Raw genomic sequence first — 22,287 nt, forward strand, 5'->3', positions numbered from 1 at the left:
AACTCCGATAAGCGGTGTAACGCGGCTCAGCGCCGCGTCTCCACCACGACATAGGCGGCCGCCATGTCGGACTCGTCCGTCAGCGACACATGGGCGGCGCCGAAGCGCGCGTCGTACCAGGCCTGCAGTTCCGGCGCGAGCACCAGGACGGGCTTGCCGCTGGGCGCATTCAGGGTCTGCACGCGGCGCCAGGTCATGGGCATGCGCATGCCCAGCCCGACCGCCTTGGAAAAAGCCTCCTTGACGGCGAAGCGGGTGGCCAGGAACAGGACGCCGCGCCGCGCATCGCGGCGGCGGCGGGCATGGAATTTCTGCATTTCCTGGGCGCCGAGGATCTTCTCCGCGAAACGGTCGCCGTGGCGCTCCAGCGCGCGGGCGATGCGATCGACACGGATCAGGTCCATGCCGATGCCCGCGATGGCCGGCGCCGGCGCGGCGGCGGCGTCCGCGGGCGCGCCGGCAAGCGGGACGGTGGTCGAGGAGGAGGACGGCGTGCTCATGGTGGATACGATGGATTCCAGGGTCTCGTGGCGCGACGGCAGGCATCGCGGCCACGGCCATCCATCATACCGTCAGGCCGGCGTAAACACCTTGCCGCGCGCGGCCTCCACGCGCGCCTGCACCATCAGCGCCTTCATGTCGCGCACCGCCTTGTCCCAGCCGTCGAATACCGCCTGGGCGACGATGGCATGGCCGATGTTCAGTTCGGCCAGCCCGTCCAGGGCCGCCACCGGCTGGACATTGCCGTAGTGCAGGCCGTGGCCGGCATTCACGCGCAGCCCATGGCGCAAGCCCTCGGCGATGGCGGCCTTGATGCGGGCCAGCTCGGCGACCGCCTGGGCCCCCTGCGCTTCGGCATACGCACCGGTATGCAACTCGATGACCGTGGCGCCCGCGCGGGCGGCGGCCTCGATCTGCGCGGCCTCCGGGTCGATGAACAAGGACACCCGGATGCCGGCCTCGCGCAGCTGCGCGACCGCGGCGCTGACCGCCGCCTGCCCGCCGATGACGTCCAGCCCCCCTTCGGTGGTCAGCTCGGCGCGCTTTTCCGGCACCAGGCAGACGTCGTTCGGGCGCACCTGGCAGGCGATGTCCAGCATTTCCGCCGTGACCGCGCACTCCAGGTTCATGCGGGTGCGCAGCTGGGGCCGCAGGGCATGCACATCGGCATCCTGGATATGGCGCCGGTCTTCCCGCAGGTGCAGGGTGATGAGGTCGGCCCCGGCGTCCTCGGCGCGCAGCGCCGCGGCGATGGGGTCGGGATAACCGGCGTGGCGCTGCTGCCTGAGCGTGGCCACGTGGTCGATGTTTACACCTAGTTCTATCATTGCGCTGCCGTCTTGGTCGTTTCTTCCCAGCCTCCGCCCAGCGCCTTGTACAGCTGCACGCGGTTGACCAGCGAAGCCAGCCGGGTCTGCACCACCCCCAGCTGGGCGTTGAAATAATCCACCTGGGCGTTCTGCACCTGCAGATAACTGTCGATGCCGCCCGTGTAGCGCATGTTCGACAACTCCAGGCTGCGCGCGGAGGACTGCTGGAATGCCTGCTGCGCCTGCAGCTGGGCCCCGTAGGTCGCCTCGCCCGCCAGGGCGTCCGACACTTCCTGGAACGCCTGCTGGATGGTCTTTTCGTACTGCGCCACGGCGATATTATCGCGCGCCTTGGCCAGGTCCAGGCCGGCGCGGATGCTGCCGCCGGCGAAGATGGGGGTGGTCAGCGACGGCGAGAAGCTCCAGAAGCCGTTGCCGCCCTTGAACAGGTCGGACAGCGAGGGGCTGGCCGCGCCCAGCAGCCCGGTGAGGGACAGCGTGGGAAAGAAGGCCGCGCGAGCCGCGCCGATATTGGCGTTGGCCGAGCGCAGGCTGCTTTCCGCGGCGAGGATGTCGGGCCGCCGCTCAAGCAGGTCGGACGGCAAGCCCGCCGGCACGGCCGACACGATGCTGTCCATGTCGAAGGGCGCGGGCGCCGGCAGGTCGGGCGGCATGGGCGCGCCGGTCAGCAGCACCAGGGCGTTGACGGCCTGGGATCGCGTGCGCGCCAGTTGCGCCAGGTCGGCCGACGCCGTATCCAGCAGGGACTTCGACTGGTTCAGGTCCAGTTCGGACGCCACGCCGCCGTCGAAGCGGCGCTTGACCAGGTCGTAGGACTGCTGCCGCGAATCGAGCGTCTTGCGCGTCAGGTCCAGCTGGACGTCCGCCGCGCGCAGGTTCAGATAGGCTTGCGCCACCTCGCCCACCAGCGAAATCTGCACGCTGCGCCGGGCCTGCTCGGTGGACAGGAAGTTCTGGTAAGCCGCTTCCGACAGGCTGCGCAGGCGACCGAACAGGTCGATCTCGAAGGTGGTCAGTCCCAGGCCGGCCTGGTAACTACTGGAAATCGACGGGCTGTCCGGCCCGCCGACCCGCATCTTGGGCGGCAGGCGCTCTCGCGTGCCCTGGATGCCGGCGCCGATGGACGGCCACAGCGCGCCGCGCTGCTGGCCCCACTCGGCGCGGGCTTCCTCGACGCGCTGCACGGCCACCCGCAGGTCGCGGTTGTTGGCCAGCGACAGGGCGATGAGCGCGCGCAGTTGGTCGTCGCGGAAGAACTGGCGCCACCCCAGGTCGGCCGCGGCCGCGCCCTGGGCGGGCGTCACGGCGGCGGCGGGCTGCATACCCGCCGTCGCGGCCTTGTCGTAGCCGTTGTAGGCGACCTTGGGCTGGTCCGGCCAGTCGGCCTGGACCGGCGCGGCCGGCCGTTGATAGTCGGGCGCGAGGGTGCAGGCCGACAGCAGGCCGGCCAGCAGGGTCACGGACCAGACCGGCGCCAGGCGGGAAGGACGCCGCGGATGCCGCCGCGAGGCCGTGCCACCGGCGGGCCGCCGCTTATCGATGCGGGCCGTGCTCATTGTTGCTCCTTGTCGTCGGTGGAAGGCCGGCCCGGCGCCGCCATGGGCGGAATCGGCGGACCGTCGGCGGCGACTTCGCCGCGCGCCCGCCGCTCGGCCTGCTCGGCCTCGAAGGCGCGGGCCTCGGCGCCCAGCAGGCGCGGCTTGGTCTTGAAGAAGCCCAGCACCACCACGAAGAATGTCGGTACGAAGATCACCGCGAAAGGCGTGGCCGCCAGCATGCCGCCCAACACGCCCAGGCCCACCGCGCGCTGGCTGGCCGCGCCCGCGCCGGTGGCGATGGCCAGCGGGATCACCCCCAGGATGAAGGCCAGCGAGGTCATCAGGATGGGGCGGAAGCGCAGCCTTGCCGCGTCCACCGCCGCCTCCATGAGGCCCCTGCCGCGGGCATATTCGTCCTTGGCGAATTCCACGATCAGGATGGCGTTCTTGGCCGCCAGCCCGATCACCGTCACCATGCCCACCTGGAAATACACGTCGTTGGACATGCCCAGGGCGCTCACCAGCCCGACCGCGCCCAGCATGCCCAGCGGCACGACCAGCATGACGGACAAGGGGATCGCCCAGCTTTCATACAGGGCGGCCAGCACCAGGAAGACCACCAGCAGCGACAGCCCCATCAGGATGGGCGCCTGGTTGCCCGCCTGGCGTTCCTGGTAGGACAGCCCGTTCCATTCGTAGCCGAAGCCCTGCGGCAGCTGGTCCATCAGCCTTTCCATCTCCGTCATGGCCTCGCCGGTGGTGTGGCCCGGCTGCGCGTCGCCGCTGATGCGGATCGATTCGTAGCTGTTGTAGCGGACGATCTGCACCGGCCCCTGCTTCCAGTGGGGCGTGACGAACGTCGACAGGGGGACCATGCCGCCCTCGGAATTGCGCGCATTCAGCTTGAGGATATCGTCCACCTGCATGCGGTACTTGTCGTCGGCCTGCACCCACACATTCTGCATGCGCCCGAAGTTCGGGAACTTGTTGACGAAGGCGCTGCCCACCGCGGTCGATATCAGGTTCGCGGCCTCGGAGAAGTCCACGCCCAGGGCGGCGGCCTTGTCGCGGTCGATGTCCAGGCTCAGCTGCGCGCCCGGCCCGAGGCCGGAAATACGCACCTGCGACAGGATGGGACTCTTCATCGCCAGGCCCATCAACTGCGCGGTAGCCTGGCCCAGCGCCTCGGTGCCGGCATTGGCGCGGTCCTGCAGGCGGAAGTCGAAGCCCGTGGCATTGCCCAGCTCGGAGATCGCCGGCGGCACGACCGTGAAGACCATGGCGTCGTGTATGCCCATCAGCAACTTGTTCAAGGCCCGGAAGGAAAGCGCCTGGGCCGAATTCGCAGGGCCCTTGCGCTGGTCGAAATCCTTCAGCGTGGTGAACGCGATGGCCGCGTTCAGGCCGTTGCCGTTGAAGCTGAAGCCCTGCACCGCGATGATGTTCTGCACCTGCGGCTGCGCCATGAAGTACTTCTCGACCTGTTCCAGCACCTCCACCGCGCGGTTGGCGCTGGACCCGGTGGGCAGCTCGACGTTGCTGATGACGTAGCCCTGGTCCTCTTCCGGCAGGAAGGAGGACGGCAGGCGCGCATACAACCAGCCCAGTCCGAGCACCAGCACCAGGTAGATCACCATCATGCGGCCGCCCTTGTGCAGGATGCGCGACACCCAGTTCTGGTAGGCGGTGGTGGTGGCGTCGAAGCGGCGGTTGAACCAGCCGAAGAAGCCCCGCTTCTCATGGTGGTGATCCGCCGGCACCGGCTTGAGTATGGTGGAGCACAGCGCGGGCGTGAAGGTCAGCGCCAGCAATGCCGAGAAGAAGATGGATACGGCCATCGCCACCGAGAACTGGCGATAGATCACGCCCACCGACCCGCCCATGAAAGCCAGGGGCAGGAACACGCTGACCAGCACCAGCGTAATGCCGGTGATGGCGCCCGTGATCTGCGGCATGGCGCGCGATGTCGCCTCCTTGGGGCCCAGGCCCTCCGTGGCCATGATGCGCTCGACGTTCTCCACCACCACGATGGCATCGTCCACCAGGATGCCGATGGCAAGCACCATGGCGAACATGGTCAGCACGTTGATGGAAAAGCCCAGCGCCAGCATCACCGCGAAGGCGCCCATCATCGCCACCGGCACCACCAGGGCGGGAATCAGCGTATAGCGCACGTTCTGCAGGAACAGGAACATCACAAGGAAGACCAGCACCATGGCCTCCAGCAGCGTGTGGACCACGTCGATGATGGACACCTTGACGTAAGGCGCGGTGTCGTACGGGATGTCGTACTTGATCGTCGCGGGGAAGTAGCGGGACAGCTGCTCCATCTGGGTGCGCACGCCCTGGGCGGTCGCCAGCGCGTTGGCATCGGGCGACAGGATGATGGCGAAGGCGGCGGTCGGCTTGCCGTTCAGGCGCGCGCCGAAGAAGTAGTTGTCGGCGCCGATCTCCACGCGCGCGACGTCGCGTACGCGCACCACCGACCCGTCGCTGTTGGCCCGCAGCACCAGGTTGCCGAAACCTTCCACCGTCGCCAGCTGGCCATTGGCCACCACCGTCGCGGTGGTGCGCTGGCTCTCGGGATTGGGCGGGCCGCCCAGGTTGCCGCCGGAAATCAACACGTTCTGCGCCGCGATGGCCTGGTTGACTTCGGCCATGCTCAGGTTGAAGCCCACCAGCTTCTGCGGATCGACCCAGATGCGCATGGCGCGCGGCGCCGCGAACAACTGGAACTGGCCGACGCCCGGCACGCGCGAAACAGGGTTCTTGATGTTGCGCGTGACGTAGTCGGCCAGCGCGGTCTGGTCCATCGAGCCGTCGGTGGACGACAGCGTGACGATCATCAGGAAGCCCGTGCTGGTCTGCTGGAACTGCAGGCCTTGCTGCGTCACCGCTGCCGGCAGCTGGGCGGTGACGTTGGCGACGCGATTCTGCACGTCCACCTGCGCCAGGTCGGGATCGCGCCCGGGTGCGAAGGTGGCGGTGATGGTGGACTGGCCGTTGGAATCGCTGACCGATTCGTAGTACAGCAGGCCCTTGGCGCCGTTGAGCTGGTCCTCGATCAGGCTGGTGACGGAATCAGCCACTTCCTTGGCCGAGGCGCCCGGATAGGTGGCGGTGATTTCGATGGCCGGCGGCGCGACGTTCGGATACTGGGAGATCGGCATATTGGGGATGGCCAATATGCCCGCCAGCAGGATGAACAAGGCGACGACCCAGGCGAAAATCGGTCTATCGATAAAAAATTGCGGCATGTGTAGGTGTCCTGGGGACGGTGCTGACCGTTTTTGGAGCTGATCATCGGGTTGATCATTGGGCTGATCGTTGGCTTGATCATTGGCTTGATCGCCGGGGGCGATCCCGATTTCCTTCCCTGCGGTCTTATGAAGTTCCGGTCTCTTGAGGTTCCAGTCTTGCTGCGCTTGCGGGGCGGCTGGGGCGGGCAGGCGGGTCGGCGCAAACGTGCGGCCTTCCCTTCCGGCGCGGGTCAGGACTTCTGCGCCGGGGCCCCGCCCTGCCCGCCCGACGCCGGCGCGGCGTCCTTGCCGGCGGCCCCGGCCGGGGCGGGCGCGGCGGGCGCCTGTCCTGCCTGTCCCGGCGTCCACTGCGAAACCACCACCGGCGCGCCGGGCCGGATTTTCTGGAAGCCTTCCACGATCACGACGTCGCCCGCCTTCAGCCCGCTGCTGACGATCCAGCGGCCATTGCTGACCCCGGCCGTGGTCACGTTCACCGTGGCGACGACGTCCTTGTTGTCCTTGTCCTTGCGCACCAGCATCAGGCTCTGCAAGCCGTCGGGTGTCCGCTGCAAGGCCTGTTGCGGCACCAGCAGCGCCTGGTTGTCGATCCCCTGGGCCAGGCGCACGCGCACGTACATGCCGGGCAGCAGGTCATGCTCCGGATTGGGAAACTCCGCGCGCAGATTGACCTGGCCGGTGCCCGGATCCACCGTGATGCCGGTGAACAGCAGCTTGCCGGCGTGCTTGTACTCGGACCCGTCTTCCAGCACGACCTTGGCCTGGGCGGCGTCGTTGCCGATCTTCTGCAACTGGCCGCTGGCCATGGCCTTGCGCAACTGGGCAAGTTCCGTGGTGGACTGGGTGAAATCCACATAGATGGGATCGAGCTGCTGCACCAGCGCCATCTGCGTGGCCGCCGACGCCTCGACCAGCGCGCCCTCGGTCACCAGCGGCTTGCCGATGCGCCCCGCGATGGGCGAGGTCACGTCGGTGTAGCCAAGATTGATGGACGCCGTCTGCAAGCTGGCGCGCGCGGCCGCCACCGCGGCGTCGGCCTGGCGGTAGCTGGCCACCGCGTTGTCATATTCCTGCTTGCTGACCGCGTTGGCCTTGACCAGGGGCGCGTAGCGGTCCGCCAGGGCCTTGGCGCTATAGAGATCGGCCTGGGCCTGCTTCAACTGGGCGGCCGCCTGGTCGTAGGCGGCCTTGTAGGGCGCCGGATCGATCTTGAACAGCAGCTGGTTTTCCTTGACGTCGCCGCCTTGCTCGAAAGCCAGTTTCTGGACGATGCCCGTCACGCGGGCCCGTATCTGCGCATCCCGCACGGCATCGACCCGGCCGGGAAGCTCGGAAACAGTGGGGGTACGCTCGGGTTGGACGGTCACCACGCCTACCTGCGGCGGCCCGGGATTCAGTTGCGGACGTTCGCCGCAGGCGGCGAGCAGCACGGTCAAAACAACACCGGCGCAAGCCGGCTTCCAGACACGCGTAAAGCTGAGACCCATGTATCCCTCACGTAAAGACAACCGAGCGAAGAGGATGGTGCTCCCACGCGTGCGGCAAATGCCGCTTGCCGCCCTGCCTCCCGGCCGCATGTCCGGGCCGAGATCAGGGATCCCGCCCGTTATTTATTAATTGCTACTTATGAATGCGCGGAAGCTTACATACTTTCCGACGACTGTGGCATGGACTGTAACTCAATTTTTTGTAAGGATACTTTTTCCCCTTGAAGTCTCCACAGCCGCCGCGCGCCAGGGGGTCACCCTTCCTCGTGCGCCACGAGGGTGCCCGCGAAGACATAACCGAGGCGATGCACGGTATGCAGGGGCAGGCGCTCGCCGACCGACAAGACCTTTTTGCGCAAGCGGCTGATCACGACATTCATGGACCGCAGGTTGGCTTCGGACATGAAGCGGCGCAGGTCCCTGCGTGACAGCTCGCGTTGCGGGCTGGCCAGCATGCACTTGAAGCAGCTGCGCTCCAGCCCGGTCAGCGGAATGCGGGCGCCGCCGGGCGCCATCAACACCCAGCCCTGGTACATGAGGGTCCAGGGCGTGACGGCGGGCGCCGGCGCATCGGCCGGCCGCGCCTGCGGCGCCTCGGCGCGCAGGGGCGGAAGAATGCCCGGATAGCGCACCGCGCGCCGTGGCGGCGGCACGGCCGCCGGCCGCGCGCCCGTGCCCCGGCCGGCATGGCCCAGCCCCGCACGGCGCGCCTGGGCGCGCAGCAAGGCGGCGAACTCCAGGCCGTCGTATTCGCGGTCCAGGCACAGGTGAGCGCCCGCGCCCAGCACGCGCACCCGCAAATCGGCGGCCGCGCCGGGCATCTGCACCACCACGCCGGCCGTGTGCTCGGCTTCCAGGCGCGGCAACAGGGTGTCGGTCAGCAAGCCTTGCGGCGTACCGGCTCCCAGCACGACCAATTGCGCGGGATGGCGATTGAGCCAGCGGAACAGCGTGTCGGCATCCTGCACGCCATGCACATGAAGGCCGGAGGGGCGAAGCAGATTCAGCATGCGCGTACGGGCCGGGGCCTGCGGCTCATACAGCACGACGGAAATCGGACGGCAGGCGGTCGGACGGGAGGAGCCGGGACGGGAGGAGATTTCGGGATTGATGGTGTGGCGCGCTTCCATGACATTCCATAAAGGTTCGTATCAAGGAAAAAACTACCACCCTCATACCGCTCGTGGAGTACCTCTCCCAAACAATCAGACTGATCCGACAGAAAAATTCATCCCATCCTGGGCTTTGCTTCTCGCCGAGCCGCCTGTCCCCCGCCCTGCTTACGTATTCATACGCAGCCGCCGACAACGCCGGCCGATTTAGCCGCGGTGTATGTCATGGGTGACGAAGCCGCTGCCGCCATTCGGACGGTCCAGCACGCCGGGGCGCGCCAGGGTGGCCCGGATATCGGCCAGGCCCGACTGCCAATGCTCGCGCATGGCCTCGGTGCCGAATTCGTAATCCTTGGAGTGGCGCTCGTAGTTCTTGCTTTGGTAGATCAGGTTGATGACGTTGATGACCGGCGTGCTGGCCGCCTCGCGAATGTGCGCGAGCTCCGGGGCATTGCGCTGCTTTTCCGGCAGCAAGGACAGCAGGCGCTGCATATCGCGCCGCAACCCCAGGTTCCGTTGCAGCGTATCGGTGACCAGGCGCGTGCGGCTGGAGTACTGGATGTCCTTCAGGCGCTCCATGACTTTTTCCATGGTGTCCGGCAAGGGACCGCGCGCCGGCCAGAGATCCACCTGCAAGGCCAGGGTGTCCCACGTAGGGTGCGGCGACAACACGTAATAGAGCGGCGTATTCGACACCACGCCGCCGTCCCAGTAGTACTCGCCGTCGATTTCCACGGCGGGAAAGCCCGGCGGCAGCGCGCCCGAGGCCATCACGTGGCGGGCGGTCAGGGTGATCTTGTTGCTGTCGAAATACGCGAAGTTGCCCGTTCGCACATTGACCGCGCCGAAGCTCGCGCGCACGTCGCCGAGGTTGAGCAGATCGAAATCGACATACGTGTTCAGCGTCTTTTCCAGGGGCGCCGTGTCGTAGTAGCTGGCGCCGGCCGGCCCATTGCCTTGCGGCCAGAATGGCGGAAACGGCCGTGGCTGGAAAAATCCCGGCTGTCCGTACAGCAGCGCGTACGATGCCGCCAGCCGGCTGTTCACGTCCGGCGAACCATAGGCGTAGGACCCGCCCGGCGCGCCCTGCATCAGGCCCGCCAGCAGGTCGCCCCACGGCAAGGCGCCGTAGCCGTAGGGACGGCAGATCGATTCCCAGAAACCACGCAGGCGCTCGACCCGCTCGTCCGGGGGCGAACCCGCGATGATGGCGGCATTGATGGCACCGATGGAGATGCCGGCTACCCAGTCCGGCTGCAGGCCGCCCTCGTGCATTCCCTGGTAGACGCCCGCCTGGTAGGACCCCAGCGCGCCACCGCCTTGCAACACCAGCGCCACGGTGTCATAGCCGGACCGGGACTGCTTGCCCCGCCCCTTAGCCCGCCCCTTCGCGTTACCTGCCATGTGACTTCCGCCATCGAAAACGATGGCGGGTATTGTGCCGTTTTTCCGCGGCGCCCGCCGCCGGCGCGCCAGGGCCCCCCGCTCGCGCCGGCGACACCCGGCGCTCCGGTGCTGCCGGTGCTGCCGGTGCTGCCGGTGCTCCCGGTGCTCCTGGTGCTCCCGGTGCCCCCGGCGCCAGGGCGCCATGACAATAGCCCGCGCGGAGCGCTACGCCCGCTCAGAACTTCGGCGGCCGCTTTTCGATGAAGGCGGTCACGGCCTCCCGATGTTCCGCCGTCTTGTGCGCAAGGGCCTGGTAGCTGGCCGACAGCTCCAGCAGGGACGCGAGGCTGGCGTGCTGCCCCTCCCGCAGCAAGCGTTTGGTCATGCGCATGACGGTGCCGGGATTGGCGGCAATCTTGGCGGCCAGCGCCCTTGCGGCCGGCAACAGTTCGTCCGCCGGCACCGCGCGGCTGATCAGCCCGCAAGCCAGCGCATCGCGCGCATCGATGGCTTCGCCGGTGAAAGCCATTTCGCTGGCCTTGGCCATTCCCACCGCGCGCGGCAGGAACCATGCGCCGCCGTCACCCGGAACGATGCCCACCCGCACGAAGCTTTCCGCGAAGGTCGCGGTATCGGCCGCGATGCGGATATCGCACATGCAAGCCAGGTCCAGGCCCGCGCCGATGGCCGGACCGTTGATGGCGCCGATGACGGGCACGTCCAGCGCATGCAGCGCCAGCGGAATGCGCTGTATCCCCTGCCGGTATTCCTCGCAGATGCTTTCCGGCGTCAGCGCCTCGTCGAAGAAGCGCCGCATATCCTTTACGTTGCCGCCGGAACTGAATATCGGCCCGGCCGCCGTGACGATCAGCACCTTCACGCTCGTGTCCTGGCGTATCTCCGCGCACAGGCGCACGAATTCTTCGACGGCGGTATTGCCGGTCAGCGCATTGCGCGTCTCCGGCTGGTTCATCGTGGCGATGACGATGCCGCCGTCGCGTTCAATCTGAAGAAATGCCATGTGTGATTCTCCTGTAGCTTCTGGTCGGTAGTTCCTGGTCGGTAGTTCCTGGTCGGTAGGTCCTGGTCGGTAGGTCCTGGTCGGTAGGTCCCTGTCAGTCCCTGTCAGTAGACCCCGATCAGGCCGCGACGTCGGTAATACTGCGCACGAGATCGAGGGTCAGTCCTTCGTGCGCGAGCAGGGCCTCCCCGGCGACTTCCTGCCAATACGCTTCGCTGCCCGCGGTCTGGCGCCAGGCATGCAGCCGACGCGTATAGAGCTGCAAGTCATACTCCTCGGTGAAGCCGATGGCCCCGTGGATGGCATGGCCCAGCTCGCACACCGCCAGCGCCGCCTCGCTGCAGCGCGCCTTGGCCGTGGCCACGCGCAGGCGGTCCGGCAGCGCGCCCGCGCCGCTGCAACCTAGCTGTGCCGCCATGCGGGCCGCGCACACGTGTTCGGCCATCACCGCCAGTTGATGCTGGATGGCCTGGAACTTGCCGATGGGACGACCGAACTGCTGGCGCTCGTTGGCGTATTGCAGCGTGCGCGCCAGTACGCCGCCCAGGGCGCCGGCCATCTGCGCCGCCACCACGGCCGCTTGCAGCGTCCAGACATCCACGGCCGGCGCCACGTCCACTCGCGGCGCGGCCTGGCCCGGCCCGGCCGCCCAGGTCATGGCCGCGTCCGGCGGCAAGGCATGCGGCAAGCAGCGCGCGTCCGCCACCGCCAGCAGCCGCCACTGGCCCTCGGCCTGTGCCAGCACATGCGCCGCCGTGCGGCCGCCGCGCACCAGCGCGCAATGCCAGGCGCCGTCATCCTGCCGCTGCCCGCGCGCCAGCGCGATGCTGCCGGCCGGCCGCGCCGGTGCCGGCAGCAGCGCCCGCGCGATCATGGTCTCGCCCAACAGCAGGGGCAAGGCGTGCGCGCCGCATTGCTCCAGCACGCCAAACACCTGGCTCAGGCCCAGGCCCGAGCCGCCCTCTTCCTCACTGACCAAGGCGTCAGCCAGGCCGGTGGCCTCCAGTTGCGCCCACACCGCGGCCGCCGCCTCGCCGCCCGCCTCGATGTCGCGCACCGCCCGCGGCGTGCAGTGGTCCGCCAGCACGTCACGCGCGGCGTCGGCGTACGGATCGCTGTCGTTCATGTTCATGCCCCCGTCACCGCAAACCCAAGCCGCGCGCGATCATGCCGCGCAGGATGTCGCGGGTGCCGCCCCGCAAGGAAAAGGAAGGCGAGGCCTCCGTGACGTATTTCAGCGTCATCAGCAACTCCACGGGTATGTCTTCCACCGTCCGCGAAAACAGGTCCTGCGCGATCTCGGCGGGAATGGCCTGCTCCAGCGTGGTGCCCAGCTCCTTGACCAGCGCCGCCTCGATGATGGGGCTCTCGCCGCGCGTCAGCTTGGCCTGCACCGACACCGACATGGCGCGCAGGGGCGCCAGCTGGGTCAGCACCTTGCCGGCCAGCCGGATGGCCGACGGCGTGCGGTTGGCCGGCAGCCGCACGAATTGCAGCCACTGGTCGAACAGCACGATGCTGGAAAACAGGCGCTCCGGGCCGCTGCGCTCGAAAGCCAGTTCGGCGGTGACCTGCTCCCAACCCTGGCCCTCCTTGCCGATCAGGGCGTCGGCCCCCAATTGCACATTGTCGAAGAACACCTCGCAGAAATGGCTGTCGCCGGAGAGGTCCTCGATGGGCCGCACCGTCACGCCGGGCAAGGACAGGTCGACGATGACCTGGGACAGTCCCTTGTGCCGGTCCTCGGCACCGCCCGACGTGCGCACCAGCGCGATCATGTATTGGCAGTGGTGGGCGTTGGTGGTCCAGATCTTCTGTCCGTTCAGCAACCAGCCCTTGTCGTTGGGCTCGGCGCGGGTCCGCACGCTGGCCAGGTCGGAGCCGGCGTTCGGCTCGCTCATGCCGATGCAGAAGAAGGACTCGCCGCGACAGATGCGCGGGATGTGGAAGCGCTTCTGCGCCTCGGTGCCGTACTTCAGGATCAGCGGCGCGCTCTGGCGGTCGGCGATCCAGTGCGACCCCACCGGCGCGCCGGCATTCAGGTATTCCTCCACCAGCACATAGCGGGCGAAAGCGCTGCGGCCGCCGCCGCCATACTCGGGCGGCAGGGTCAGGCCTATCCAGCCCTTGGCGCCGATGCGGCGGCTGAAGGCCGTGTCATAGCCGCCCCAGGAGCGCGCCCGCACATGCGCCGGCAAATCGCGCGTGCCTTCCTGCAGGAAGGCGCGCACCTCGGCGCGCAGGGCTTCGTCCTCGGGCGGGATGCAGGTCGGCGACAGCGCGATGGAACTCAGGGTCGTCATCCCCAGGGTCGTCATCCCAATACTCCCTTGTTGCGATAGGTTTGCAGGGCCTCGGCGCCAAGGCCCAGATGGCGGGCGAGCACGTCGTCGGTATGCTGGCCCAGTTGCGGCGGCGCGTGGCGATAGGTCACGGGCGTGTCCGACAGCCGGATCGGACTGGCGACCAGCGGCACCTGGCCCGCTTGCGGATGCGCCATGGCTATGCGCATCCCGCGCGCCTGGACTTGCGGGTCCTCGAACACCTCGGCCACGGTGTTGATGGGTCCGCACGGCACGCCGTGTCGTTCCAGCAGGTCGATCCACTCGCGCGTCGTGCGCGTCACCGTAATGGCGCGCAGGCCCTCGATCAATTCGTCGCGATTGGCCAGGCGCGCCGCGTTGGCCGCAAAGCGCGGGTCGCCGGCCCATTGCGGCCGCTCGATGGCGGCGCACAGCCGTGCGAACTGGCCGTCGTTGCCCACGGCGAGGATCATGTAGCCGTCGGCGGTCGGAAAATCCTGGTAGGGAACCGTGTTGGGATGCGCATTGCCCATGCGGCGCGGCACCGTGTGGCCGTACAGATAATTCATGGCCTGGTTCCCCAGGCAGGCGACGCCCACGTCGAGCAGCGCCAGGTCGATGTGCTGGCCGCGGCCGGTGTGCTCGCGCGCCTGCAACGCCGCCAGGATGGCGGTGCTGGCGTAGAGGCCAGTAAGGATATCGGTCAACGCGACCCCCACCTTCATGGGACCCGCCCCGGGCGCGCCGTCGGGCTGGCCGGTAATGCTCATCAGGCCACCCATGCCCTGTATCAGGAAGTCGTAGCCGGCGCGGTGGGCATAGGGGCCGTCCTGACCGAAGCCGGTGACCGAGCAGTACACCAGGCGCGGATTGAGCTCGCTCAGGCTGGCATAGTCCAGCCCGTATTGGCGCAGGCCGCCGGTCTTGAAGTTCTCGATCAGGACATCGCACTGCTGCGCCAGCCGCCGCACCAGCGCCTGCCCCTCCGGCTGCGTGAAGTCGATGGAGACCGACTGCTTGTTGCGGTTGGTGCACATGTAATAGGCGGATTCGCCCGTAGGCTGGCCGGCGGGGTCCGTCACATAGGGCGGCCCCCAGGCCCGGGTATCGTCGCCCGTGCCCGGGCGCTCCACCTTGATCACCTCGGCGCCCAGGTCGCCCAGCGTCTGGGCGGCCCAGGGTCCGGCGAGCACGCGCGAAAGATCCAGCACCTTCACATGTTGCAGGGCACGTGCCGTCATCGTCATATATGCATCTTCCCTTTATTGCTGAGGGACGTTGGCCTTCTTGACGATGCGTTGCCACAGCGCGATCTCGTTCTTCTGGAACTCATGCATCTGCGACGGACCGCCGGTCATGGGCGTGGCGCCCAGGCGCTCATAGAAGGCCCGCGTGTCGGGCATCTTCGATATCCGCGTGAACAATTCCGCCAACCTGGCGGTCTCGGCCGGCGGGGTCTTGGCGCTGACCATGGCGCCGACCCAGGTGTAGGCCTCGAAGCCGGGCAGGCCCGCCTCGGCAGCCGTGGGCACGTCGGGCGAAGTGCCCACGCGCTGGTCCGACGCCACCGCCACCACTTTCACGCGGCCGTCCTTCGCCAGTTCCTGCACCGCCGTGACCTCGGCGAAGGTGTAGTCCACCGTGCCCGCGGCCACGGCGGTGATCGCGTCGCCCGCGCCCTTGAACGGCACGTGCACGGCCTTCAGCCCGGCCGCGTCGTTGAGCAATTCGCCCATCAGCTGATAGCCCGCCGAGCCCGCGCCGAAGTTGACCTTGCCCGGATTGGCGCGCCCGTAGGCGATGAGCTCCTTGAGGGTGTTGTAGGGCGCCTTGGGGCTGACCGCCAGCATGGCGGGGGAACGCATCATCATGGTCAAGGGCGCGAAGTCCTCGACCGGGTCATAGGGCAGCGCCTTGAACAGCGCCGCATTGACCGCCAGCGTCGAATTGCTGCCGATGAAGACGGTGTAGCCGTCGGCCGGCGCCGACAGCACGCTCTTCACCGCGATGAATCCATTGGCGCCGGGCTTGTTCTCCACCACCACGGGCTGGCCGGTAAGCGCCTGCAACTGCCGGGCGAAATAACGGGCCGAGGTGTCGGTACCGCTGCCGGGGCCGAAAGGCACGACGAACTTGATCGGATGCGCGGGAAAGGTGTCGGCGCGCGCGTCGGCCTGGTAGCCGATCGCACCCGCCAGCGCCACGGCCAGGACGGCCGACAGCAACTGCCTGCGATGCAACATGGTGTCTCCTTTGTGGACAGGCGGACGCTCTGGCGGCGTCGTTGGCCGATATCGTGTTTTTCGTTTTCTCGTTTTCTTGCAGCCCGACTCTATGCCCCCGGGACAATGCTGTCTAATATTAAGAATTTAGTTTTTGATATTTTTTTGATATCGGATGAATCTCCGGCAACTGAGCCAATTCATTGCGCTGGCGGAAACGGGCAACTTCCACCGCGCGGCGGCGCAACTGCACATGGCGCAGCCGCCGCTGTCCATTTCCATCCGCAAGCTGGAGGCGGAGGTCGGCAGCGCGCTATTCGAGCGGACCAGCACGGGCGTCTTCCTCACCCCGGCCGGCGAGGCCATGCTGGCCGACGCCCGCGCCGCCCTGATGCACGTGGACAAATGCCGCCAGGCCGTGCGCGATGCGCGCGACGGCGAAGGCGGCCGGCTGCGGCTGGGTTTCATCGGCTCGGCCACCTATGACCTGATGCCCAGGCTGATTCCTTCCTTGCGGGAACGCTATCCCAATATTTCCCTGGAATTCGACGAAGCCACGACATCGGAAATCCTGGCCGGCCTGCGCAGCGGGGAACTGGACATGGGCCTGTCGCGCTACCCCGTGCTGGAGGAAAGCGGTTGCGTCTTCGTACCCATGGACCGCGACGATTTCATGCTGGCCGTCAATGCGCGCAGCCCGCTGGCGGCGCGCGACCAGATCGCCCTGAGCGAGGCCGCGCGTGAACCCTTCATCATGTATCCGCGCGACAAGGTGCCCAGCCTGTCGGCACTGGCGCACATGCGCTGCGAATCCTCGGGATTCACCCCGCAGGTCGCGCAGGAGGCCATGCAGGTGCAGACCATCATGAGCCTGGTCGCGTCCGGGCTGGGGGTCGGGCTGGTGGCCGGTGTCTCCAGGCTGGTGCAGCCGCGCGGCGTCAAATGCCTGCGGCTGACGGACAACCCGCCCGGCTTTCACGTGGGCATCGCCCTCGCCCGCGCGGCGGGAACCCCCAGCCGCCTCATAGAGCGCGTCATCCAGCACGCCCTGCACTTCCGGGAAGGGTCCCTGCTACCCTAGCAACAGCGCGTCGTCGGACAGGTTTTCGCCGCGCACCTGCTCGAACATGGCCAGCAGGTCGCGCACTTGCAAGCCCTTGCGCTGCTCGCCGGCGACGTCCAGCACCACACGCCCTTCATGCAGCATGACCGTGCGGTCGCCCACCTCCAGGGCCTGGCGCATGCTGTGGGTCACCATCATGGTGGTCAGCTCGTGCTCGGCGACGATGCGCGCCGTCAGCGCCAGGACGAATGCGGCCGTGCGCGGATCCAGCGCGGCGGTATGTTCGTCCAGCAGCAGGATGCGCGAGGGTTGCAAGGCGGCCATCAGCAGGCTGACCGCCTGGCGCTGGCCGCCGGACAGCAGGCCGATGCGGTCGCCCAGGCGGTGTTCCAACCCCAGTCCCAGGCTGGACAGGCGTTCGCGGAAGCGCTCGCGCAGGGCTTCGTCCAGAGCCTGCCCCAGGCCGCGGCGCACGCCGCGCGACTGGGCCAGCGCCATGTTTTCCTCGATGCTGAGGTCCTCGCAGGTTCCCGCCAGGGGGTCCTGGAATACCCGCGCGACGCGCTGCGCGCGCTGCCAAGGCGGCAACCGGGAAACGTCGATGCCGTCGATATCGATGCGGCCGCTGTCGATGGCGACGTCGCCGGCGACGGCGTTCAGGAAGGTGGATTTGCCGGCGCCGTTCGAGCCGATCACCGTCACGAACTGGCCGCTGGGTATTTCCAGCGACAGGCCGCGCAAGGCCTGCGTCTGCACCGGCGTGCCGGCATTGAAGGTCACGTGCAAGTTTTCCGCGCGCAACATGTCAGCCTCCCTTGCCGCCGCGGCGCCGCCTGAGCCTGGGCAGCACCAGGGCGACGGTCACCAGCACCGCCGTGACCAGGTTGAGATCCTGCGCCTGCAGGCCGATGAAATCGCTGTTCAGGGCCAGCGCGATGAAGAAGCGGTAGATCACCGCGCCCAGGATCACCGCCAGCGTCGCCAGGGCCAGCCGCCGCGACGGCAGGATGCTTTCGCCGACGATGACCGCCGCCAGGCCGATGACGATGGTGCCCAGGCCCATGGAGATATCCGCCCCGCCCTGCGCCTGCGCGAACAACGCGCCGGCCAGCGCCACCAGGGCATTGGACAGGGCCATCCCGCCCATCACCAGGCGCCCCGTGTTGACCCCCTGCGCCCGCGCCATGCGGGGGTTCGCGCCGCTGGCGCGCAGGGCGAGGCCGGTGCGGGTGCCCAGGAACCAGTCCAGCAGGCCCTTGCAGACCGCCACCACGATCAGCAGCAGCAGCGGCCGCATCAGGTAGTCGCTGACGTTCGCCGGCTGCAACAGCGTGAATACCGTGGGCTCGGTGATCAACGGGACGTTGGGCCGGCCCATGATGCGCAGGTTCACGGAGTACAGGCCTATCATCACCAGGATGCTGGCCAGGAGGTCCATGATGCGCAGCCGTACGTGCAGCCAGGCGGTCAGCAGCCCGGCCAGGGCGCCCGCCACGATGGCGGCGGCGGTGGCCAGGAAAGGGTTGCAGCCGGCCGAGACCAGGGTGGCGGCCACCGCCGCGCCCAGCGGAAAACTGCCGTCGACGGTCAGGTCGGGAAAGCGCAGCAGGCGAAAGGAAATCATCACGCCCAAGGCCACCAGGCCGAAGACCAGCCCGATTTCCAGGGCGCCCATCAAGGAAAACAAGGACATCGCCGCCGCCGCGTCAACGAAGGACCTGGGCGGCCGACTTCAGCAGCGCGTCCGACAGCGTGACACCCTGCTTCTGCGCCGCGGTCGCGTTGACGAACAGCACCGGCTTGCCGGCGCTTTCCGGGGCGATGGCGCCGGGCTTGTCTCCCTTGAGTATGCGCACCGCGATGCGGCCGGCCTGCACGCCCATGTCGTGGTAGTTGACCCCCAGCGCGGCCACGGCGCCCCGCTTGACGCTGTCGGTATCCGACGCGACCAGCGGGATCCTGGCGTCGTTGCTGACCTTGGTCAGGGCCTCGAACGCCGACACCACGTTGTTGTCGGTGCTGGCGTAGATCACATCGGCCTTGCCGATCAGGCTGCGGGCGGCCGACCCGACATCCACCGTGCGCGGCGCCGCCGCCTCGATCAGGCTCATTCCGGATTTCGGCAACAGGTCCTGCATCTGCTTGACCACCACCACGGAATTGGGCTCGCCGGGGTTGTAGACCATGCCGACGCGCTTGGCCGTAGGCACGATCTTCTTGATGAGTTCGATCTGGCGGTCCAGCGGCAAGGCATCGCTGACGCCGGTGACGTTGCTGTCGGCGGCCTGCGGGCCGGCGGCCACCAGTTGCGCCGCGACCGGATCGGTCACCGCCGCGTACACCAGCGGCACGTCCTTGGTGGCGGCCGCCACGGCCTGGGCCGCGGGCGTCGATATGGCGACGATGACATCGGGCCGGTCGCCAACGAATTTGCGCGCGATCTGCGCGGCCGTGGCGTTATTGCCCTGCGCGCTCTGGAACTGCCATTTCAGGTTCCTGGCCGGATCGTAGCCGGCGGCCTTCAACGCATCCCGCACGCCATCGCGCACCGCGTCCAGCGCGGGATGATCGGTGATGGTCATGACCGCCACGGACTTCGGCGCGGGCCCCGCCGCCCATGCCGACGGCGCCGCCAGCGCGACGGCGGGCACCAGCAAGCTCGACGCGGCGATCCGCACGGCACGGGCCACGCGCGCCCAAAGGACGCTGAAGGGGACGCTGAAGGCCGCGCGAGCGGCCACCCCGGCCGGACGGGATGCATACACCATAGTTTGGCTATCCTTTTGTATGAGAGAGGTCGGTATCTTTTGAATACCGCACACGAATACTGCACACGACTACCGTACGCGAATACCGTACGCGGACCCGGCTGAACCGATCGGAGCGCGTCCGTCACGCCCCGCCGCGCCAGGCGACAGCAGCAACGCGCCGTTGCGCACCGCAACGCATAGTCTAACGGAGCGCGCGCGCCTGTCGGGAACGGATGGGCACGGGAAATCCCTGAGGTCTTGCGGCATCCATCCGCATACGCTTAACGATCGATATACTTGCCCAAGGATCGCCCGGAAAACCATAAAAAGAACATCAACCTCGATGTCGCTAACTTAGCAGAGGCACATCATGCAACTACGCCAATTGGGCCGCTCCGGCCTCGCTGTTCCTCCCCTGGCCTTCGGCGGCAATGTGTTCGGCTGGACCGTCGGCGAAGCCGATGCGTTTTCGCTGCTGGACGCCATGGTCGACGCCGGCTTGAACTTCATCGATACGGCCGACGTCTATTCGCGCTGGGCGCCGGGCAATCGTGGCGGGGAGTCGGAAGTCATCATCGGCAAATGGCTGGCCAGGAGCGGCAAGCGGGACAAGGTCATCATCGCGACCAAGGTCGGCATGGAGATGGGGCCCAAGGCCCAGGGCCTGTCGCCGGGCTATATCGCGCGTGCCATCGAGGATACGCTGGCGCGCCTGCAGACCGACTATGTCGATCTCTATCAATCGCACCTCGACGATCCCGACACGCCGCTGACCGACACCTTGGGCGCCTATGCCAAGCTGATCGAACAGGGCAAGGTGCGCGCCATCGGTGCCTCCAACTATACGGCGCAGCGCCTGTCCGAGGCATTGGTCCTCAGCGAGCGCAATGGCTTGCCGCGCTACGAGACCATCCAGCCCGAATACAACCTGTATGCGCGCGAGCCTTATGAAAGCGGCTTGCAGGCCGTGGCCGTGGCGCAGGATGTCGGCACGATCAATTACTACGCGCTCGCCAGCGGTTTCCTGTCCGGCAAGTACCGGTCGGTGGCCGATGCCGCCAAGAGCGTGCGCGGGCGCAAGATCGTCGACACTTATCTCAACGACCGCGGCAGGCGCATCCTGGCGGCGCTGGACGAGGCCGTGGAGACGACCGGCGCCACGCATACCCAGGTGGCGCTGGCCTGGACCATGGCGCAACCCGGCATCACGGCGCCGATCGCCAGCGCCACGTCGCTGGCGCAGCTGGACGACCTGGTCGCGGCCACGCGATTGACGCTGCCGGCGGGTGTCATCCAGAAGCTGGACACTGCTAGTGGGTGGAGGGGGTGAGGTCCCCCGAGGGCGCTGCGCGCCTTCCCCCCAGGGGCGGCACCGGCGGACCGAAGGAGAAACCCACCCCAGCGCGCAGCGCGCGCCCCCCTCAAGGGGCAGCACCGGCGGACCGGCAAAGCCGGCTCCGCTGTGCCCCCGGTCGGGGCGGGGTTCTTAAGTAGCAGTGGGATTACGCGCCAGGAAGTGGGATTACGCGCCTCATGGGCATGGGCATGGGCAGTGCGTTCCTCCCAGGCAGTCTCCTCGTCGATCGTGGCCTGCGGGACGGCCGTCCGGCTTAGGGCATCTGGCCACGATAGTTAAATAGTAATTTGTTGACAATCTTCAAAATTGCACCTAGCCTTCATCGGTAGAAGCGAGCCATCGAGCGTCATAAAAGAAGCGGCCGCTTAAAGGAGGCTTGGGTGTCTTTCCTCGAATTGGACGGACTGACCAAGAGCTATGGCTCATTGGCGGTCGTCAAGGGTGTGAACCTCTCCGTCGACAAAGGCCAGCTGGTGTGCCTGCTCGGCCCTTCCGGATGCGGCAAGACGACGACCCTGCGGCTGATCGCCGGCTTCGGCAAGGCCAGCGGCGGTGAAATCCGGGTGGGCGGCCAGACCGTGTCTTCCGTGCAAGCCACCCTGCCGCCGGAATCGCGCAACATGTCGATGATCTTCCAGAGCTACGCGCTCTGGCCGCACATGACGGTCTTCGACAACGTCGCCTACGGCCTGAAGCTGCGCCGCCTGCCCGCGCGCGACGTCGCCGAGCGGGTGCGCGCCATCCTCGCCTCCACCCAGCTCACGGCGCTCGAAGACCGCTACCCCGGCGAACTTTCCGGCGGCCAGCAACAGCGCGTCTCCCTGGCGCGCGCGCTGGTGGTCAAGCCGGAAATCCTGCTGCTGGACGAGCCGCTTTCCAACCTGGACGCCAATCTGCGCGAGGAAATGCGCTTCGAGATCCGCCGCCTGCACGACGAATTCCGCTACACCACCGTCTACGTCACGCACGACCAGGCCGAGGCGATGACCACGGCCGACCTCATCGTGGTCATGAACGAAGGCCGCATCGAGCAATGCGGGACGCCCGAGGATATCTATGAGCGCCCGCAAACCGAGTTCGTGGCCCGCTTCATCGGCGGCACCAACATCCTGAAGGGCGAACGCGAAGGCGATGACGCCGTGCGCTGCGAAGGCGGACTGGTCCTGCGCTGCGGCCACGGCGACTTCCCGACCGACGGCAATACCGCGGTTTCCGTGCGCCACCATGACATCCGGCTTTCCCGGACCCGGCCCAATGACGCCACCACGAATTGGGCAAGCGGCATCGTTCAGCGCCAGATCTATCTCGGGTCCCACCGCGATTACCTGGTGACGCTTCGTGGTGGGGTAACGGTGCGCACGATCGCGCCCGTCGACGTCGCGATTCCGGCCGGGCAGGAGGTAAGCCTGTACTTCGCGCCCGAAAACTGCCGGGCCCTCGCGCATTGAAGACGCGAC

Annotated in this window: 18 protein-coding genes; 3 read left to right on the forward strand and 15 right to left on the reverse strand. The window is 67.6% G+C overall.

The window, feature by feature from the left end; all coding sequences use genetic code 11:
• Nucleotides 1-26: 26 nt before the first annotated feature.
• From acpS to C7R54_RS04870, 12 genes are all read right to left on the reverse strand, one after another.
• Nucleotides 27-500, reverse strand: coding sequence for a holo-ACP synthase (gene acpS, locus C7R54_RS04815; RefSeq protein ID WP_129149001.1), 474 nt, complete (start codon nucleotides 498-500; stop codon nucleotides 27-29).
• A gap of 72 nt (nucleotides 501-572) precedes the next feature.
• A complete protein-coding gene (locus C7R54_RS04820) occupies nucleotides 573-1,328 on the reverse strand; it encodes a pyridoxine 5'-phosphate synthase (protein ID WP_129149002.1) in 756 nt (251 codons plus the stop codon).
• Entirely contained in the window at nucleotides 1,325-2,887 is a 1,563-nt protein-coding gene (locus C7R54_RS04825; protein ID WP_129149003.1) for an efflux transporter outer membrane subunit, read from the reverse strand. Before C7R54_RS04825 ends, C7R54_RS04820 begins: the two co-directional genes overlap by 4 nt.
• The gene (locus C7R54_RS04830; RefSeq protein WP_129149004.1) at nucleotides 2,884-6,126 is read right to left on the reverse strand and encodes an efflux RND transporter permease subunit; all 3,243 of its coding nucleotides are present in this window, start codon (nucleotides 6,124-6,126) and stop codon (nucleotides 2,884-2,886) included. The genes C7R54_RS04825 and C7R54_RS04830 overlap by 4 nt, the downstream gene beginning before the upstream one ends.
• 233 nt (nucleotides 6,127-6,359) lie before the next feature.
• Nucleotides 6,360-7,616, reverse strand: coding sequence for an efflux RND transporter periplasmic adaptor subunit (locus tag C7R54_RS04835; protein ID WP_129149005.1), 1,257 nt, complete (start codon nucleotides 7,614-7,616; stop codon nucleotides 6,360-6,362).
• A gap of 254 nt (nucleotides 7,617-7,870) precedes the next feature.
• Nucleotides 7,871-8,746: a winged helix-turn-helix domain-containing protein gene (locus C7R54_RS04840; protein WP_129149006.1), complete on the reverse strand. Its 876-nt coding sequence runs from the start codon at nucleotides 8,744-8,746 to the stop codon at nucleotides 7,871-7,873.
• A gap of 189 nt (nucleotides 8,747-8,935) precedes the next feature.
• Nucleotides 8,936-10,132 carry a DUF3734 domain-containing protein gene (locus C7R54_RS04845; protein ID WP_204524282.1) on the reverse strand — a complete coding sequence of 399 codons (1,197 nt, stop codon included), beginning with the start codon at nucleotides 10,130-10,132 and terminating at the stop codon, nucleotides 8,936-8,938.
• Between the two features lie 217 nt (nucleotides 10,133-10,349).
• A complete protein-coding gene (locus tag C7R54_RS04850; RefSeq protein ID WP_129149008.1) occupies nucleotides 10,350-11,135 on the reverse strand; it encodes a crotonase/enoyl-CoA hydratase family protein in 786 nt (261 codons plus the stop codon).
• Between the two features lie 118 nt (nucleotides 11,136-11,253).
• Nucleotides 11,254-12,261, reverse strand: coding sequence for an acyl-CoA dehydrogenase family protein (locus tag C7R54_RS04855; RefSeq protein WP_129149454.1), 1,008 nt, complete (start codon nucleotides 12,259-12,261; stop codon nucleotides 11,254-11,256).
• 13 nt (nucleotides 12,262-12,274) lie between these two features.
• Nucleotides 12,275-13,438: an acyl-CoA dehydrogenase family protein gene (locus C7R54_RS04860; RefSeq protein ID WP_129149455.1), complete on the reverse strand. Its 1,164-nt coding sequence runs from the start codon at nucleotides 13,436-13,438 to the stop codon at nucleotides 12,275-12,277.
• 11 nt (nucleotides 13,439-13,449) lie between these two features.
• Nucleotides 13,450-14,685 carry a CaiB/BaiF CoA transferase family protein gene (locus C7R54_RS04865; protein ID WP_129149009.1) on the reverse strand — a complete coding sequence of 412 codons (1,236 nt, stop codon included), beginning with the start codon at nucleotides 14,683-14,685 and terminating at the stop codon, nucleotides 13,450-13,452.
• A gap of 15 nt (nucleotides 14,686-14,700) precedes the next feature.
• On the reverse strand, nucleotides 14,701-15,681 hold the full coding sequence (locus C7R54_RS04870; RefSeq protein ID WP_129149010.1) for a Bug family tripartite tricarboxylate transporter substrate binding protein: 981 nt from the start codon (nucleotides 15,679-15,681) through the stop codon (nucleotides 14,701-14,703).
• A 154-nt stretch (nucleotides 15,682-15,835) separates the two neighbouring features.
• Between C7R54_RS04870 and C7R54_RS04875 the strand changes: the two genes are divergently transcribed.
• Entirely contained in the window at nucleotides 15,836-16,741 is a 906-nt protein-coding gene (locus tag C7R54_RS04875) for a LysR family transcriptional regulator (protein ID WP_129149011.1), read from the forward strand.
• Here C7R54_RS04875 and C7R54_RS04880 read toward each other — a convergent pair.
• Genes C7R54_RS04880 through C7R54_RS04890 form a run of 3 tightly spaced genes read right to left on the reverse strand, consistent with a single transcriptional unit; the run spans nucleotide 16,733 to nucleotide 19,491 of the window.
• Complete coding sequence (locus C7R54_RS04880) at nucleotides 16,733-17,527, reverse strand: ABC transporter ATP-binding protein (RefSeq protein ID WP_129149012.1); 795 nt, start codon at nucleotides 17,525-17,527, stop codon at nucleotides 16,733-16,735. The genes C7R54_RS04875 and C7R54_RS04880 overlap by 9 nt on opposite strands.
• Nucleotide 17,528: 1 nt before the next feature.
• Nucleotides 17,529-18,416, reverse strand: coding sequence for an ABC transporter permease (locus tag C7R54_RS04885; RefSeq protein WP_129149013.1), 888 nt, complete (start codon nucleotides 18,414-18,416; stop codon nucleotides 17,529-17,531).
• Nucleotides 18,417-18,429: 13 nt separating this feature from the next.
• Complete coding sequence (locus C7R54_RS04890) at nucleotides 18,430-19,491, reverse strand: ABC transporter substrate binding protein (protein WP_129149014.1); 1,062 nt, start codon at nucleotides 19,489-19,491, stop codon at nucleotides 18,430-18,432.
• 352 nt (nucleotides 19,492-19,843) lie between these two features.
• On the opposite strand from C7R54_RS04890, the gene C7R54_RS04895 reads away from it, so the two are divergent.
• Nucleotides 19,844-20,803 carry an aldo/keto reductase gene (locus tag C7R54_RS04895; protein ID WP_129149015.1) on the forward strand — a complete coding sequence of 320 codons (960 nt, stop codon included), beginning with the start codon at nucleotides 19,844-19,846 and terminating at the stop codon, nucleotides 20,801-20,803.
• Nucleotides 20,804-21,210: 407 nt separating this feature from the next.
• Nucleotides 21,211-22,278: an ABC transporter ATP-binding protein gene (locus C7R54_RS04900; RefSeq protein WP_129149016.1), complete on the forward strand. Its 1,068-nt coding sequence runs from the start codon at nucleotides 21,211-21,213 to the stop codon at nucleotides 22,276-22,278.
• The last annotated feature ends 9 nt before the right edge of the window (nucleotides 22,279-22,287 follow it).

This window comes from Achromobacter aloeverae (assembly GCF_004121055.1).
In the GTDB taxonomy this organism is placed as follows: Bacteria; Pseudomonadota; Gammaproteobacteria; order Burkholderiales; family Burkholderiaceae_B; genus Bordetella_C; species Bordetella_C aloeverae.